Annotated in this window: 13 protein-coding genes and 1 pseudogene; 11 read left to right on the forward strand and 3 right to left on the reverse strand. The window is 66.7% G+C overall.

Annotated elements, in window-relative coordinates; translation table 11 throughout:
- The first annotated feature begins 19 nt into the window (after positions 1–19).
- The 6 genes from bamA to ACVWZN_RS06140 all read left to right on the forward strand — a co-directional run bounded on the left by bamA (position 20) and on the right by ACVWZN_RS06140 (position 6,693).
- On the forward strand, positions 20–2,485 hold the full coding sequence (bamA, locus tag ACVWZN_RS06115; protein ID WP_456953042.1) for an outer membrane protein assembly factor BamA: 2,466 nt from the start codon (positions 20–22) through the stop codon (positions 2,483–2,485).
- Positions 2,486–2,492: 7 nt separating this feature from the next.
- Complete coding sequence (lpxD, locus tag ACVWZN_RS06120; protein WP_456953043.1) at positions 2,493–3,512, forward strand: UDP-3-O-(3-hydroxymyristoyl)glucosamine N-acyltransferase; 1,020 nt, start codon at positions 2,493–2,495, stop codon at positions 3,510–3,512.
- 66 nt (positions 3,513–3,578) lie between these two features.
- A complete protein-coding gene (fabZ, locus tag ACVWZN_RS06125; protein WP_027083537.1) occupies positions 3,579–4,046 on the forward strand; it encodes a 3-hydroxyacyl-ACP dehydratase FabZ in 468 nt (155 codons plus the stop codon).
- A gap of 2 nt (positions 4,047–4,048) precedes the next feature.
- A complete protein-coding gene (gene lpxA, locus ACVWZN_RS06130; RefSeq protein ID WP_456953044.1) occupies positions 4,049–4,831 on the forward strand; it encodes an acyl-ACP--UDP-N-acetylglucosamine O-acyltransferase in 783 nt (260 codons plus the stop codon).
- 34 nt (positions 4,832–4,865) lie between these two features.
- Positions 4,866–6,047, forward strand: a complete 1,182-nt coding sequence (lpxB, locus tag ACVWZN_RS06135) for a lipid-A-disaccharide synthase (RefSeq protein WP_456953045.1) — start codon at positions 4,866–4,868, stop codon at positions 6,045–6,047.
- The gene (locus ACVWZN_RS06140; RefSeq protein WP_456953046.1) at positions 6,040–6,693 is read left to right on the forward strand and encodes a ribonuclease HII; all 654 of its coding nucleotides are present in this window, start codon (positions 6,040–6,042) and stop codon (positions 6,691–6,693) included. Before lpxB ends, ACVWZN_RS06140 begins: the two co-directional genes overlap by 8 nt.
- A gap of 111 nt (positions 6,694–6,804) precedes the next feature.
- On the opposite strand, the gene ACVWZN_RS06145 is transcribed toward ACVWZN_RS06140, so the two are convergent.
- The 3 genes from ACVWZN_RS06145 to ACVWZN_RS06155 all read right to left on the reverse strand — a co-directional run bounded on the left by ACVWZN_RS06145 (position 6,805) and on the right by ACVWZN_RS06155 (position 9,636).
- Positions 6,805–6,993, reverse strand: a complete 189-nt coding sequence (locus ACVWZN_RS06145) for a hypothetical protein (protein ID WP_456953047.1) — start codon at positions 6,991–6,993, stop codon at positions 6,805–6,807.
- A gap of 220 nt (positions 6,994–7,213) precedes the next feature.
- Positions 7,214–7,444, reverse strand: coding sequence for a hypothetical protein (locus ACVWZN_RS06150; RefSeq protein WP_456953048.1), 231 nt, complete (start codon positions 7,442–7,444; stop codon positions 7,214–7,216).
- Between the two features lie 35 nt (positions 7,445–7,479).
- Positions 7,480–9,636, reverse strand: coding sequence for a tetratricopeptide repeat protein (locus tag ACVWZN_RS06155; RefSeq protein ID WP_456953049.1), 2,157 nt, complete (start codon positions 9,634–9,636; stop codon positions 7,480–7,482).
- Between the two features lie 138 nt (positions 9,637–9,774).
- Between ACVWZN_RS06155 and ACVWZN_RS06160 the strand changes: the two genes are divergently transcribed.
- The 5 genes and pseudogenes from ACVWZN_RS06160 (at position 9,775) to ACVWZN_RS06180 (ending at position 16,473) form a co-directional block, all read left to right on the forward strand.
- Positions 9,775–10,002 (forward strand): hypothetical protein, encoded by a 228-nt coding sequence (locus ACVWZN_RS06160; protein ID WP_456953050.1) that lies wholly within the window; start codon positions 9,775–9,777, stop codon positions 10,000–10,002.
- 109 nt (positions 10,003–10,111) lie between these two features.
- Positions 10,112–13,631, forward strand: a pseudogene (gene dnaE, locus ACVWZN_RS06165) (DNA polymerase III subunit alpha).
- A gap of 80 nt (positions 13,632–13,711) precedes the next feature.
- A complete protein-coding gene (locus tag ACVWZN_RS06170) occupies positions 13,712–14,671 on the forward strand; it encodes an acetyl-CoA carboxylase carboxyltransferase subunit alpha (protein ID WP_456953051.1) in 960 nt (319 codons plus the stop codon).
- A 243-nt stretch (positions 14,672–14,914) separates the two neighbouring features.
- Entirely contained in the window at positions 14,915–16,051 is a 1,137-nt protein-coding gene (locus ACVWZN_RS06175; RefSeq protein ID WP_456953052.1) for a hypothetical protein, read from the forward strand.
- An 11-nt stretch (positions 16,052–16,062) separates the two neighbouring features.
- On the forward strand, positions 16,063–16,473 hold the full coding sequence (locus ACVWZN_RS06180; protein ID WP_027083528.1) for a hypothetical protein: 411 nt from the start codon (positions 16,063–16,065) through the stop codon (positions 16,471–16,473).
- The last annotated feature ends 79 nt before the right edge of the window (positions 16,474–16,552 follow it).

Below are 16,552 nucleotides of genomic sequence, written 5' to 3' on the forward strand. Positions count from 1 at the left end.
CGATCCAACCGGACTGATGATGACGCGACCCCTGCCCCGCCGCCTGCTTGCCCTCGCCCTCGCGTCCGCGATGGTCGCGGCTCCGGTCACCTCCGCCTTCGCCGACACGTTCGCGCCCTTCACCGTCAGCGACATCCGTGTCGACGGCCTGCAGCGCATCTCGGCGGGCACGGTGTTCACCTACATGCCGATCGAGCGCGGCGACGCCGTCGACCCGAACAAGGTCGCCAACGCGATTCGCGCGCTCTACAAGACCGGCTTCTTCGAGGATGTTCGCGTCGACCGCGAAGGCGACATCCTCGTCGTCCACGTGGTCGAGCGCCCGTCGATCAACAAGCTCACGATCACCGGCAACAAGGACATCAAGACCGAGGACCTGACCAAGGGCCTCACCGAGATCGGTCTGTCCGAAGGCGGCACCTTCGATCGCCTCGCGCTCGACCGCGTGACGCAGGAACTGACGCGCCAGTACAACAACCGCGGCAAGTACAACGTCGAGATCAATCCGACGGTGTCGCGCCTCGACCGCAACCGCGTCGACGTCACCATCGCGATCAAGGAAGGCGGCGCTGCGCGCATCCGCCACATCAACCTGGTCGGCAACGAAAAGTTCGACGAGAAGGACCTGCGCGACACGTGGGAATCGCGCGAGACCAACTGGAAGAGCTGGTACAAGCGCGACGACCAGTACTCGCGCGAGAAGCTCTCCGGCGACCTCGAAAAGCTCAACTCGTTCTATCTCGATCGCGGCTACGTCGACTTCAGCGTCGACAGCACGCAGGTCGAGATCAGCCCGAACCGCCGCGACATGTTCATCACCGCGGGCCTGACCGAGGGTGAGCAGTACAAGGTCGCCAAGGTCGAAGTGACCGGTGACACCGTTCTGCCGAAGTCGGAAGTCGAGCGTCGCGTTTACGTCAAGGAAGGCCAGATCTTCTCGCGTCGCCTGCTCGAGCTGTCGTCGGAAGCGATCTCCGCGACGCTGTCGAACATCGGTTACGCGTTTGCGCAGGTCAACGCGATCCCGGACATCGACAAGGAAAATAAGACGGTCAGCCTGAACATGCAGGTGGTGCCGGGGCCGCGCGTGAGCGTGCGACGCATCATCTTCAAGGGCAATACGCGCACGTCGGACGAAGTGCTTCGCCGCGAAATGCGTCAGTTCGAAGGCAGCTGGTATTCGCAGGCCGCGCTCGACCGATCGAAGATCCGCCTGCAGGGCCTTGGATTCTTCGAAACCGTCGATGTCGACAACCAGCCGGTCTCGGGTTCGCCCGACCAGGTGGACGTGGTCGTTACGGTTAAGGAGACGACGTCGGGCAGCTTCGTGTTCGGCCTCGGTTATTCGCAGCTCAGCGGCCTGACCACCCAGATTCAGCTGTCGCAGAACAACTTCCTCGGCACCGGTAACCGCGTGTCGGTGCAGGCGAACCGCAACTCGTACCTGCAGCGTTACGATTTCTCGTTCGTCAACCCGTACTTCACCGACAGCGGCGTCTCGCTCGGCTACAACCTGTGGTGGCGCGAGTTCGACAACTCGAACTTCAACACCGCGCAGTACAGCTCGACGAGTGGCGCTGCCCAGGCAGTTCTCGGGATTCCGATCTCCGAAACCGATTCGATCACCGCGCTGCTCGGCGTCGACTCCAACGAAGTGTTTGCGTATCCGGGCAGCGCACCGCAGCCATTGGTCGATTACATCGACGCCGTCGGTAACCGCACGTTCCACACGCTGCGCGGACAGATCGGTTGGTCGCGCAACACGCTCGACAACTTCCTGACGCCGAACGTCGGCCTGCTGCAGCGCTTCAACGCCGAGGTCGCCCTGCCCGGCTCGACCGCGCAGTACTACAAGCTCAGCTATGACGTCTCGAAGTTCTGGCATCTGAACCGCCACCTCGTGCTCAACACGCGCGCGGAGTTGGGTTACGGCGACAGCTACGGGAAGGATTTCACCCGCAACGTCTGTTTCACGAACAGCACGGTCATCGACGCGAACGGCGACGGCATCAACGACACCGTTGTCCCGGGTGCTACGCCGAGCGAACCGTGCCTTACGACGTCGACGGATTACGTCAAGACCATCACCGCGACAGGACTCCCGTTCTTCGAGAACTTCTACGCGGGTGGCGTGCGATCCGTCCGCGGTTTCTCGGACAACACGCTCGGCCCGCGCGCGGCGGCGGCAGGTTCGAACTTCCTCCAGCCGATCGGCGGCGCGGTCAAGACGATCGGTTCGGTCGAGATGTTCTTCCCGACGCTGATCAACAGCCCGTCAGCACGCGTGTCGGCATTCGTCGACGTCGGTAACGTTTTCGCCGGTCGCGGCGATTTCGACGCCGGCGAGCTGCGCGCCTCCGGCGGTATCTCCATGCTGTGGCGCTCGCCGATGGGCCCGATCTCCATCAGCTACGCCATCCCCTTCCGCAAGAAGGACGGCGACGAGATCGAGCACCTGCAGTTCACCTTCGGCGGCGTGTTCTGATCAGCGCATGAACTTGGGCCCCGAGCATCGCCCGCAGTACACCGCCGGCGAGCTCGCGGAGCGGTTCGGACTCGAAGTCCATGGCGACGCCGCGACATCCGTTCGCGGCGTCGCCACGATTGCGGACGCCACGGCGGACCGCCTGACGTTTCTCTCGAATTCCAAGTACCGCGCTTCGCTGGCGGCGACGCGCGCCGGCATTGTCGTGCTCGCGGCGGCCGACGCGGATGCGGCGCCTGGCACGGCACTCGTCGCGCGTGATCCTTACGCGGCGTACGCGCGTATCGCTGCGCTGTTCGAAGTGCTGCCTGTTGCGGCGCCCGGTGTCCACCCGACGGCGTTTGTCGATCCAAGCGCGACCGTCGATGCATCTGCCAGCATCGGCCCGCACGTCAGCATCGGCGCGCGAAGCGTGATCGGCGTGGGCGCGACGATCGGGCCGGGCTGCGTGATCGGCGACGACTGCATCGTGGGCGAAGGCTCGTGGCTCGTCGCGCGCGTTACGCTGGTGACGCGCGTCCGCCTCGGTGCACGCGTGCTGGTGCACCCGGGCGCTGTCATCGGCGCGGACGGCTTCGGCATCGCGATGGATCGCGGCGCGTGGCTCAAGGTGCCGCAGCTGGGCGGTGTGGTGATCGGCGACGACTGCGAAATCGGCGCGAACACCACCATCGACCGTGGCGCGATCGACGACACCGTGCTCGAGGACGACGTCCGTCTCGATAACCAGATCCAGATCGGCCACAACGTCCGCATCGGCGCGCATACGGCCATGGCGGGCTGCGTGGCCGTCGCCGGCAGCACGCGCATCGGCCGCTACTGCCTGATCGGCGGTGGCGCGGGGATCGTCGGCCACATCGAAATCGTCGACAAAGTCACCGTGACCGCGATGAGCCTGGTCACCCACTCGCTGCGCGAACCCGGCGACTACTCGTCCGGCACGCCGCTGATGGACAACCGCACCTGGCGGCGCAATGCCGCCCGGTTTCGGCAGCTCGACCGCCTGTTCCGCACCCGCCGGGACTGATCCGGCGCCCGGCCGTATCATGGGCGGCTTCGGCGACGGCCAGCCCGGCCGCTTTGCAGGATCCGAATGAACCAGACCGTGCAGCTCCCCGTCGACGTCCGCGGCATCGAAAAGCTCCTGCCGCACCGCTACCCGTTCCTGCTGGTGGACCGCGTCGTCGAGTTCGAGCCCCGCAAACGCATCCTGGCCTACAAGAACATCACGGTGAACGAGCCGTGCTTCACCGGCCACTTCCCGGGTAACCCTGTGATGCCGGGCGTGCTCATCATCGAGGCGCTCGCACAGGCCGGCGGACTGCTGACCACGCTCACCGCGAAGTCGGAAGGCAACGACAAGGACGGCGACAAGCTCTTCTATCTCGTCAAGGTCGACAACGCGAAGTTCTCGAAGCAGGTTGTCCCCGGCGATCGGCTCGAACTCGATGTCGAACTCAAGCGCGTGATCCGCAACATGGCGATGTACGTGGCGATCGCGCGCGTCGACGGCGAACAGGTCGCGTGCGCGGACATCCTCTGCGCCGAGGCGCAGCGCTGAGCATGGCAACGCGCGTTCATCCGAGCGCAGTGGTCGAACCGGGCGCGCGCCTGGGCGACGATGTCGTGGTCGGCCCGTTCTGCTACATCGGCGATGACGTCGAGATCGGCGACGGCACCGTTTTCGGGCCCCACTGCAGTGTGCTCGGCCCGACGCGCATTGGTCGCGCGAATCATTTCATCGGCCATTGCGCCGTCGGTGGCGAGCCGCAGGACAAGAAGTTCGCGGGCGAGCATGTCGAGCTGGTGATCGGTGATGGCAATACGTTCCGCGAGTTCGTGACGCTCAACCGCGGCACCGGCAACGGCGGCGGCGTCACGCGCATCGGCAACGACAACTGGATGCTGGCGTACGTGCACGTCGCGCACGACTGCGATGTCGGCGACCACTGCATCTTCTCGAACAATGCAACGCTGGCCGGCCACGTCACCGTGGGCGACCACGTGATTCTCAGCGGCTTCGCCGGCATCCACCAGTTCTGCCGTATCGGCGCGCATGCGTTCGTCGGCATGGGCGCCTTCGTCAACGGCGACGTGCCGCCCTTCGTGATGGTCGCGCAGGAAGACTACGGCCGGCCGCGTGGCATCAATGCCGAAGGCCTGAAGCGTCGCGGTTTCGACGCAACGCGCATCGCTGCGATCAAGCGCGCCTACCGTGCGTTGTACGTCGCCGGTGGCTCGCTGGACGAGGCACGCGCGAAGCTTGCAGAAATCGCGGGCGGCAGCGACGACGTGCGCATGCTGCTCGACTTCGTCAACGCCGGCGATCGGCCGCTGCTGCGCTGATCCCGACGCGCTCCGCGCCCGCCGGTTCGAACTCATGTCGACGTCGCAACGTCCACACCGCATCGCGATCGTCGCAGGCGAAGCCTCCGGCGACCTGCTCGGCGCCGGGCTCATCGAAGCGCTGCGTGCACGATGGCCGGATGCGGAGTTCGCCGGCATCGGCGGCGACCGCATGCGCGAGGCGGGCTTCGATGCCTGGCATGACGCCGGCGAACTGGCGGTCATGGGCCTTGCCGAAGTGCTGCGCCACCTGCCCCGTCTTCTGAAGTTGCGACGCGCTCTCCGTGATCGCGTGCTCGCCTGGCAGCCCGACGTGTTCATCGGCATCGACGCGCCCGACTTCAACCTTGGTGTCGAGCGATGGTTGAAGGAACGCGGTGTCGCGACCATCCATTACGTGAGCCCGTCGGTCTGGGCCTGGCGCGAGGGTCGGGCCGCGAAGATCGGTAGGTCAGCCGATCGCGTGCTCTGCCTGTTTACGATGGAGCCGGCGATCTATGCGAAGCACGGCGTCGACGCGCGCTTCGTCGGGCATCCGCTCGCGGACGAGATGCCGCTTCAGCCCGACCGCGCCGCCGCTCGAGCGAAGCTGGGTCTTCCGAGCGACGCGCCCGTGCTTGCGCTGCTGCCGGGTTCACGCACCGGCGAAATCGAACGCCTCGGTGCCGATTTCATCGACGCCGCCGCACGCGTCCGCGACGCCCTGCCCGACCTACGCATCGTCGCGCCGATGTCGGATGCACGTGCACGGCAGACCTTCGAACGTATGGTCGGGCAGTCGCCCGCACGCCATCGGCTTGGCGACGCGCTGTCCATCATCGACGGCAACGCTCGCACGCTGATGATCGCCAGCGACGTCGTATTGCTCGCGTCGGGCACGGCAACGCTGGAGGCAATGCTCGCCAAGCGCCCAATGGTCGTCGCGTACAAGGTCGCGGGCACGACATACCGACTGGTCAAAGGTCTTGGCATGCTCAAGGTCAGCCGCTACGCGCTGCCCAATATCCTCGCCAGCGCCGACGTCGTGCCCGAGCTGATGCAGCAGGACTGCACGCCGGAGAATCTCGCCGCCGCCGTGCTCCGCTGGTTCCGAAGCCCCGAGGCCGTGGCCGAACTCGCGCCGCGATTCACGAACCTGCACGACGAACTGCGTCGCGATGCGTCGTCGCGCGCAGCCGATGCGGTGGTCGAGGTCGTATCCTCGCGACATGGCTGACGCGCCGCTGCAACCCGAACTCGAGATCGCCGTCGACCGCGGCGCGCAGCGCATCGCGGGCGTCGACGAGGCGGGTCGCGGGCCACTAGCCGGGCCGGTGGTGGTGGCCGCGGTGGTGTTTTCGCCGGGCCGCACGCCGATCAACGGGCTCAACGATTCGAAGCAGCTGATCGCCGAGCGTCGTGACGTGCTCGCCGTGCGCATTCGCGAGCGTGCGATCGCGTTCCACATCGCAGTGATCGATGTCGGAACGATCGATCGCATCAACATCTTCCACGCGACCATGCTGGGCATGCGCGAATGCGTCGAGGCCGTGCGTCATGCGGCCGACATCGCACGCATCGACGGCAACGTCGTACCTAAAGGCCTACCCTGCGCGGGAGAGGCATGGATCGGTGGCGACGCGCGTTGCCGGTCGATCATGGCGGCGTCGATCCTCGCGAAGACGCATCGCGACGCGCTGATGGTCGAGATCCACGCGCGCTGGCCGCAGTACGGCTTCGACCAGCACAAGGGCTATTCGACGCCGCAGCATCTCGCCGCGCTGGCGAAGCACGGGCCGTGTCCGGAACATCGTCGGTCGTTCGCGCCTGTGCGTTCGAGCGAGCCCGTCGTCGACGAGCAACGCGCGATGGCGTTGCTCTGAGCGTCTAAGCGTTCGGCGCGACCACGCCCAAGTTCGCGTCTCAGCGAGTGTTCGCTGCAAGTCGCGAATCAAGACGACGACCACATCGCCGTGTCTGACCGCCGCGTTGCGTTAAGACTCCCTTCGCGGCTCGTCCGCGAACGCATTCACAGGCTTCGGTGGCCCGACAACGGGCGTGTTGTTGATCGACGACGAGCCTTCGCGTCGCGGCGCGAGTTCCTCGGTCGGAAGCAGTCGCGAGTCGCGCGGCTGGAACGTCGCGGTCTTGTCGGTTCTGAACGTGAAGGACGGTGACGTCATGGCACACCTCCGGGTCCGCCCGTTGCGGGCGACGCATCATCGCGCTGCGTTAGCTCGCACGTGCAAACAACGCATGAAGGACGAGTGCGCTGGCCGGATGTGGTGAAAAACTCCGTGCATGCAGTGCTGGTCCGCCGGAAAACATGCAGCGCGGTTGCCGACTGACGTAGGCGGAACGCACGGTGCGTCGCCGGGGTGGATAACCGCACAACCGGCGACTTCAATCGGGCATCAGGATCTCGGTCTCGATGCTGATGCCGATTTCGGCGTCCACCGGAAACATCAGTGTCGGCCCCTTCGGTGGCTTCGGCGGGCCCACGACCGGCACGTTCATGCCCAGGTGGAAGCGACAGATGACGATCACGCGCCCGCCGTTGGGCAGCGTGAGTTCGATGCGCTGCTCGTCGGTACCGGTTCCGGTCGGTGGATCGAGCGTGGACGACATGGACATGGCAACTCCGCAGTGCACCCGGGCGGGCGAAATCTTCAGCGCGCAGCGACAAGGCCGCCGCGCGTAAACAGGGGATTGGTGGCGATGCGGCTTTCGGCGATGCCCGCATGCCGCGCGGTTTCGATGCGTCGGCGTGCGCCGTCGGCATCGCCCAACCTCAGCAGCGTTTCCGCGTTGTAGAACGCGACGTCGGCTGTCTGGTCGCCCTTGATTTCCGACTGCCGCACCAGCGCCAGCGCGCGCTCGTTCTCGCCGATGTTCGCGCGATACCAGCCGAGCGCGGCCAGCGTCATGGCGTCGCCGCCGTTGAAGTCGACGTAACGCTGCGCGATCTCCGTGGCTTTGCGGAATGCCTGCGGGGCTTGGCCGGCGGTGCGCGGGTCGGCGAGCAACGCGTCGCCGAGGTTGCCGTAATTGATCGCGGTGTCCGGGCTCAGCGCGACCGCGCGTTGGTAGAGCGCGGCGGCGGATGCGTAGTCGCCGTGCTGGTATTTGACGGTGCCGAGGTTGGCGAGCGCGCGGTCGTCCGGGTCGAGCGCGACCGCGCGTTCCAGCGCCTTTTCTGCTGCATCGGTCCGACCGAGCGTGAGCAACAATGCGCCCTGCAATCCCCAGAAGTCGCCGTTGTCGGGCGCAAGCCGCGTGGCCTGTTCGAGCGACGCGAGTGCGTCCTCAACGCGCCCGGCAAGATATTGCTGGTAGCCGAGTTCGGCATAGATGTGCGCGTCGGACGGGCTGGCGCGCAGCGCTTCCCGGAAATGGGCGAGCGCGTCGTCGATGCGATCACGCGCGACGTCCACCTTCGCCAAGCCGACGAGCGCATCTGCGCGCTGGCCCGGATAGTCGACCACGTGGCGGTAGTACTCGCCCGCCTTCTCGAGGTTACCGTTGACGCGGTAGAGGTCGCCGAACGCGAGCTGCACTTCGCCGATCGCCGGATCCATGTTCTCTGCGGTGCGACATGCGAGACGCGCCGATTCGAATGCGGCCGGATTGCGCTGGCTTTCGAATCGCCAGGCTTCGGTGCGACAGATCGCGGCCTGCGCACGCGCGAAACCTGGATCGCGCGCCAGCGCCGTGCGGAAGTACCCCATCGCGCGCGGGCGATCTCCGCCGGGCGCGAGCAGCTCGTGCAGGCCGCGCAGGTAGGCGTCGAACGCGGCGACGTCATGCGTGGTGGCCAAGCGCCGTCGCAAACCCTCGCCAGCATCGGGCAACGCACCGACGAGCACGGCGGCGACGTCGGACGCCATGTGGCTCTGCAGTTCGAACACGTCGTGCAGGCGGCCGGCGTAGCTGCGGTTCCACAGCAGGTCACCGGACGGAACGCCGATCAGGCGTGCGTCGATGCGTACGCGATCGCCAAGTCGCTGCACTCGCCCGTCGAGCACGCTGGCGACACCGAGGCGGCGACCGAGCGCCAGCGGGTCGATGGCGGCGTCGGGCGCCCATGCCGCGACCTGCAGGCCGTGCACTCCGGAGAGCGCGTTGTGCATTTCGACCGCGAGACCCTCGGCGAAGTAGCGGTCCGCCGGATCGGTCGTTGTTGAAGTGAAAGCGCGCACCGCGACCGAGGGCGCACTGGCGTGCGGCACGGGCGGCGGCCGTCGCAACCAGACGAACGCGACAACGAGCGCGAGCAACGCAGCGCATCCGAATGCGATCGCGAGAAGGCGCCGGCGCGGTTGTTGGAGCGCGGTCGCGGCTGGCGGCTCGGCCTCGGAAATCACGGGCGCCGGTACGACGAGCGCTGAAGCAACGTCCGCATCGTCCACGCGAACCGGCATCGGCTGCGACACCGGCTCGGGCAAGCGCACGGGCTCGGCGTCGGCCACGGTACGCTCGTCCTGCAGCTCGCCAATGAAGCTGTAGCCCAGCGCATGCCGCGTCTGGATATACCGCGGATGTTGCGCATCGTCGTCCAGCGCATGCCGCAGTTGCGCGACTACACGGGTGAGCACGCCCGGCGTCACGTGACGATGGCCCCAGACCGCATCCAGCAACTCGTCACGCGGGATCAGCTCGCCTGCGCGCTCCAGCAGCAGGGCGAGCACCGCGAAAGCTTTCGGCTCGATCGTGCACGGTTCGCCCGCACGCACCAGGGTGTGCGCGCCCAGGTCGACCACGACGTCGTCGAAGCGGTACCGGCTCGCGACTACGGCGGCGCTGGGGGGGACGCCATCGGCCGTCATCGGCGGTTACTCCTGAAAACCTCGCAACCTGCGCAAGGCATCGGACAAACCTCATCTCCCCATCATGACCCAGCGCGCTCCGGCGGGGACTCTGCATGCGCACCGCTCGTCAGGTGCACCCCACTACGGAGAACCGCCATGAACGTCCTGAACTCGCTCGTCCACGCCTTCCATGTGTCGCCGCAGATCGAAGATTCCGCCACTGCCGAACGCCGCGCCCGCTACGCCGAAGCGCTGGACAATGCCCGCCGGCACCCGGTGATCCCGTCGCAGAACCCGGACGCCCACGCGTTCGAAGCGCAGTGCCGCCGGGTGCGGGAATCCCGCTACACCGAGGCAGCGGCCGACCTGTTCCATGTCTGCTGAACGTCCGTTTCCGGCGCGGCCGCCGGGAGGCCTGTCAAGCCTGTGTCGGCACCGGCGCGCCTGCTAGTCTGCAAGGCCGCCGGTAGCCGCGACCGGCACGCCCGACTGCATGACGTCCCGCTTCGTCCATCTGCACCTGCATTCCGAGTATTCGCTCGCCGACTCGACGATCCGTATCGGCGAGCTGATCAAGCGGTGCGCGGACCTCGGCCAGCCGGCAGTCGCGCTGACCGACATCAACAACCTCTTCGCCGCCGTGAAGTTCTACAAGGCGGCCGAAGCGGCGGGCATCAAGCCCATCCTCGGCGCCGACGTGGCGCTGGCTGACGGCAACGAAGCGGCCACCCGCATGACGCTGCTCTGCCGCGATCGACAGGGCTATCTCACGCTGTCGCGCCTGCTCAGCCGCATGTGGATGGAAGGCCATCGCAACGACGGCGTGGCGATGCGCCCGGACTGGCTGCGTGAGGACAACGGCGGCCTGTTCGCACTCGCCGGACGCGACAGCCTCGCCGCGCAGCTTGCCGGCGGCGGTCGCCATGACCTCGCCGAAGCCTGGCTGGTCGACTGGAAGGACGTGCTCGGCGAGCGCCTGCATCTCGAGTTGACCCGCACCGGCCGCAAGGGCGAGGAAGCGTTCAACGCATTCGCGCTGCATGCGTCGTCGCTGCGCGACATTCCGGTGGTCGGTACGAACGATGTTCGCTTCGTCGACGAGGCCGGCTACGAAGCGCACGAAGCGCGCGTCTGCATCGCGACCGGCCGCGTGCTCGACGACCCCAAGCGTCCGCGCGAATACAGCCCGCAGCAGTTCCTGCGCTCCAGCGAGGAAATGATCGACGTCTTCGCCGACGTGCCGGACGCGATCGACAACGCGCTCTCGTTGGCGCTGCGCTGCAACGTCGAGATGAAGCTCGGCGAGTACGCGCTGCCCGCATTCCCGGTGCCGAGCGACCACACGATCGAATCCTGGCTGCGTAACAGTGCGCGCGAAGGATTGGCGAAGCGGCTCGACAAAGTGCCGCCGTCGGACGGCCGCACGGAAGAGGACTACACGTCGCGCCTGGAAACCGAGCTCGACGTCATCATCAAGATGGGGTTCCCCGGTTACTTCCTGATCGTCGCGGACTTCATCAACTGGGGTAAGCAGCAGGGCATTCCGGTCGGTCCGGGCCGCGGTTCCGGTGCGGGCTCGCTGGTCGCGTGGGCGCTCGGCATCACCGATCTCGACCCCCTGCCTTACGACTTGCTGTTCGAGCGATTCCTCAACCCCGAACGCGTGTCGATGCCCGACTTCGACATCGACTTCTGCATGGATCGCCGCGACGAAGTCATCGACTACGTCGCGCGCAAGTACGGGCGTGATCGCGTGTCGCAGATCATCACCTACGGCACGATGGCGGCGAAGGCGGCGGTGCGCGACTGCGGCCGCGTGCTCGGCCATCCGTACGGCATGGTCGACGGCATCGCCAAGCTCATCCCGAACACGCTCGGCATCGGGCTCGAAGACGCGCTCGGGCGCTCGGATGCATCGAAGAAGGATTCGGATCTCGCGTCACAGGAACTGATCACCCGCTACAACGCGGAAGACGACGTCCGCGACCTGCTCGATCTCGCGATGTCGCTCGAAGACCTCACGCGCAACGCGGGCAAGCACGCGGGCGGCGTGGTGATCGCGCCATCGCCGCTGTCGGACTTCTGCCCGCTGTTCGCGGAACACGACGAAGGCGGTCGCGGCCGCAATCCGGTCACGCAGTTCGACAAGGACGACGTCGAAGCGGTCGGCCTGGTCAAGTTCGACTTCCTCGGCCTGCGCACGCTCACGATCATCGATTGGGCGGTGAAGGCGATCAACGTTCGACGCGCGAAGGAAGGCGTCGAAGCGCTCGACATCACCACGCTGCCGCTGGACGACGCGAAGGCGTACGAAGTGTTCGCGCGCGGGCGATACCGTCGCGGTGTTCCAGTTCGAATCGCGTGGCATGCGCGAGCTGCTCAAGCGCGCGCAGCCCGACCGCTTCGACGACCTCATCGCGCTCGTGTCGCTGTACCGGCCGGGCCCGATGGACCTGATCCCGGACTTCATCGAGCGAAAGCACGGGCGGCAGGAAGTCGTGTTCCCTCATGCATTGCTGGAGCCGATCCTCGCACCGACCTACGGCGTGGTCGTCTACCAGGAACAGGTCATGCAGACCGCGCAGATCCTGGGCGGCTATTCGCTGGGCGGCGCCGATCTTCTACGTCGCGCGATGGGCAAGAAGAAGCCCGAGGAAATGGCGAAGGAACGCGTCAAGTTCGAGGCGGGTGCGAAGGAGCACCACGGCATCGAACCGCGTGTGTCCGGTCCGATCTTCGACCTGCTCGAAAAGTTCGCCGGTTACGGCTTCAACAAGTCGCACGCCGCGGCGTACGCGCTGGTCTCGTACCAGACGGCCTGGCTGAAGGCGCACTACCCGGCCGAGTTCATGGCCGCGGTGCTGTCGTCGGACATGGACAACACCGACAAGGTCACCGGCTTCCTCGACGAGACACGCGCGATCGGCATCACCGTGCTGCCGCCGGACGTCAACGAATCCGCCTACATGTTCTGCGCGACCGCACCCGACACCGTGCGTTACGGGCTGGGTGCGGTGAAGGGCGTTGGACGCGGCGTCTGCGAGGCGATCGTGGAAGCGCGTAGCGCCGCGCCGTTCAAGGACCTGCTCGACCTCTGCCAGCGCGCCGACGACGGCAAGCTCAATCGACGCGCGCTCGAAGCGATGGCGCAGGCCGGCGCGCTCGATGCGCTCGGCAAGAATCGCGCGAGCCTGTTCCTGCAGATCCCGGAAGTGCTGCGCGCCACCGACCAACTCGCGAAGGAAACTGCGGCCGGCCAAGTCTCGCTGTTCGGCGGTTTCGACACCGCTGCGCCCGCGCTGCACATGGACCTGCCCGAAGCGGACGAGTGGCCGATCGCGAAATTGCTCGAGCACGAACGCGAGACGCTCGGCCACTACCTCAGCGGCCATCCGTTCGACCCGCATCGCGAGGACGTGCACGCGCTGATCGGATTCGATCTCGGCGACCTCGAACGCATATGGGCGGGACGTCCCGACAGCGGTCGTGGTGGCTGGCGTCCGGAGATGGAGACGACAGTCGCCGGCCTGGTCGTCGGCTTCCGTAAGAAGGGCGACTCGCAGGTCTTCGTGCAGATCGAGGACGGCCGCGGTCGTCTGGAATGCGCGTTCTTCGCCGAGACCTACGCCGAGCACGCGTCGTTGATCGGCCGCGACAGGCTGCTCGTCGTGCAGGGCGGCCTGCGCGAGGACGCATTCTCCGGCGGTTTCGCGCTCAAGGCGACGCGTTGCTGGGAGTTCTCACAGGTCTGCAGCCGCCATGCGCAGCGGCTGTCGGTGCGCGTGGACCTTCGCCAGCCCGGCACGTTGGCGCGCGTCGAGTCTGTCCTTGCCGCACATCGTCCCGGCCCGACGCCGTTGCGCCTCCACCTGCTCATCGACGGCACCCACGGCATGGTCGACTTCGACGGCCCCAAGGGCGTGCGCGTCAGCTCCGATCTCATCGCCGCCCTGCGCGCGACGCCGGGCGTGCTCACCGTCAAGGCCGCGCTGTCAAAGCCCTGGGCGCACTGATCGGCCGACCATACGCCCCCGGCGGGCGGTATTCGCCGCTCACGGGATAAACTGCCCGCCTTTCATCCTGCCGGTCCCGCATGAACCCGAACTACCTCGATTTCGAGCAGCCCATCGCCGATCTTGAAGCGAAGATCGCCGAACTGCGTCAGGCGAGCGACGGCAATTCGATGGACGCCGGCACCGAGATCCGGGCGCTGCAGGACAAGGCACGCAAGCGCACCGCGCAGATCTTCCGCGACCTCACGCCGTGGCAGGTCTCGCAGATGGCGCGCCATCCGCAGCGTCCTTACACGCTCGATTACATCGAGACCATGTGCGACGAGTTCCACGAGCTGCACGGCGACCGCGCGTATTCCGATGACGCTGCCATCGTCGGCGGTCTGGGCCGCATCGACGGCCGCAGCGTCATGATCATCGGCCACCAGAAGGGTCGCGACACCAAGAGCAAGGTGCGCCGCAATTTCGGCATGCCGCGCCCCGAGGGCTACCGCAAGGCGCTGCGCCTGATGAAGATGGCCGAGCGTTTCGGGATCCCGCTGGTCACCTTCATCGACACGCCGGGCGCGTATCCGGGCGTCGGCGCCGAGGAACGCGGCCAGTCCGAGGCCATCGCCCGCAACCTGATGGAAATGGCGGAGCTGAAGACGCCCATCATTTGCACGGTGATCGGCGAAGGCGGCTCCGGCGGCGCGCTCGCCATCGGCGTCGGCGACCGCACGCTGATGCTCGAATACAGCACCTATTCGGTGATCTCGCCCGAAGGTTGCGCGTCGATCCTCTGGAAATCGGCCGACAAGGCGAAGGACGCCGCCGAACAGCTCGGCCTCACCGCGCGACGCCTGCATTCGCTGGGCCTGGTCGACAAGGTGATCCGCGAACCCACCGGCGGCGCACACCGCAATCCGCGTCAGATGGCCAAGCGCCTGAAGAACGTGCTGGTCAACGAGCTGGACGCTCTCGTCGGCATGCCGGCCGACGCGCTGCTCGAGCGTCGCTACCAGCGTCTGCGAGGCTACGGGGCGTACGAAGCGGCGTAAGCCGAGACGCGACGGGTCACCTAAACCCGCGTTCGCGGCACAGAGCGCATGGCCCGTGGCCGACCGCTCGTTCGTGACGGTTCGGCCCCTCCGCCCGCGCAACCCTGAACGCGCCGCAACGGTTCAGGTCTCTAAGCGGCGAATAGCCGCCAAATGTTCAAGTCCTGTGAAGAAGCGCCGACAAGGACGGCTCGCACCTCTGCGAGCCGTCGCTAGACGGCCCTTCCTGTCACGGAGACATTTGTGAAGAAACTGCTGTCTTTGGCCGTCGCGACCGTTCTCGTCGCGCCCGCCGTCCACGCCGAGGTCCGTGTCAGCGGGTTCGGCCAGATCGTTGCCGGCAAGCTAACCGGTGAAAACCAGGCGTTCCCCGACCGCGACTACGACACCGACATCGGTTTCAAGGAATCGCTCGTTGCCGTGCAGGTCGACGCCGACCTCGGCAGCCGCGCCACCGCGACCGCGCAGGTCGTCTCGGACGGCTACAACGATTTCCACCCGCAGCTCGCGTGGGCGTTCGTGAAGGCCAAGCTCGGCGGCGGGTTCTCCGCATCGATCGGTCGTCAGCGCCTTCCGCTGTACCGCTATTCCGACTTCCTGCAGGTCGGCGCGGCGTACCCGTGGGTGCGTCCGCCGTTCGCGATGTACAACCAGCCCTGGTCGAACTTCGAAGGCGTGAGCCTTTCGCACGACGCGTACGTCGGCAAGTGGTACTCGCAGGCGCAGGTGATCGGCGGCCGTTTCAAGGGTGAGATCGACGGCCACGACTCCGGCGTCCATGCGCGCCTGGACAAGCTGCGCGGCGCGAGCTGGGACATGGAATACGACGAGTGGCTGTCGTTCCGCGCGGCCTACATCGTGGGCAACGTCACCGTGACCGGCACCGCGCTCGATCAGGTGACCAACGCGCTCAACGCTTTCGGCCAGCAGGCGCTCGCCGCACGCGTCGACTACAACCATGACCGCGGCACGTTCAAGAGCGTCGGCGCGAAGGTCGACAAGGGCAACTGGCTCGCCGTCGGCGAGTACGCGAAGCTCGATGTCGACGACACCGTGTACGCCGGCACCAACCGCACCGACTGGTACGCCACGCTCGGCTATCGTATTGGCCCGGTCATGCCGAACTTCACCATCGGCCGTCGCGACGCGGGTCGTAGCGAGCAGGTCACCGCGGGCGTGCCGGTGAACAGCCCGCTGTACCCAGCGCTGTACGCCGCGAGCGTCAGCCAGTCGCTCGACGAGTCGTACCGCACCGTCGGCGTGCGCTGGGACCTGACGCCGAAGCTCGCGCTCAAGGGCGACTACACGCGCCTGCGCAGCGACATCCCGGGCACCAAGGACGCGAACCTGGTCTCGACCGCTCTCGCGTTCACGTTCTGAGGCCATCCACGATGAAGTCGATTCGTTTCACTTTTGCGGTGCTCGCGCTCGCCTGTGCTTTCCAGGCCAACGCGGGTTCGGTCGTCGTTTCCGCGTCGAGCAAGGCGACGACGATGGACGCCGAAGCGGTCAAGCGCGCTTTCCTCGGCCGCCAGGACACCATCGGCGGCGCGCAGGCGCTGGTCGTCTACCAGAAGGGCGGCGCCACCCGCGCCGATTTCGATCGCACGGTTCTCGGCAAGTCCGCGGCGGACCTGTCGTCGTACTGGTCGCGCCTCGTGTTCACCGGTAAGGCGCGCGCGCCGGCGGAAGCCGAAGGCGACGCCGCGGTCAAGGCGAAGGTGTCGGCCAACCCCGGCGCCATCGGTTACATCGCCGACGGCGCGGTCGATAGCTCGGTCAAGGTCGTCTACAAGTTCTGAGTTTCTCCCGCCCATGGGAACGCCGGAGCCCGCAGCGATGCGGGCTTCGTCGTTTCCGGGCCTGCACGTGGCAGCATTT

It is taken from the genome of Lysobacter sp. HA35 (assembly GCF_054061195.1).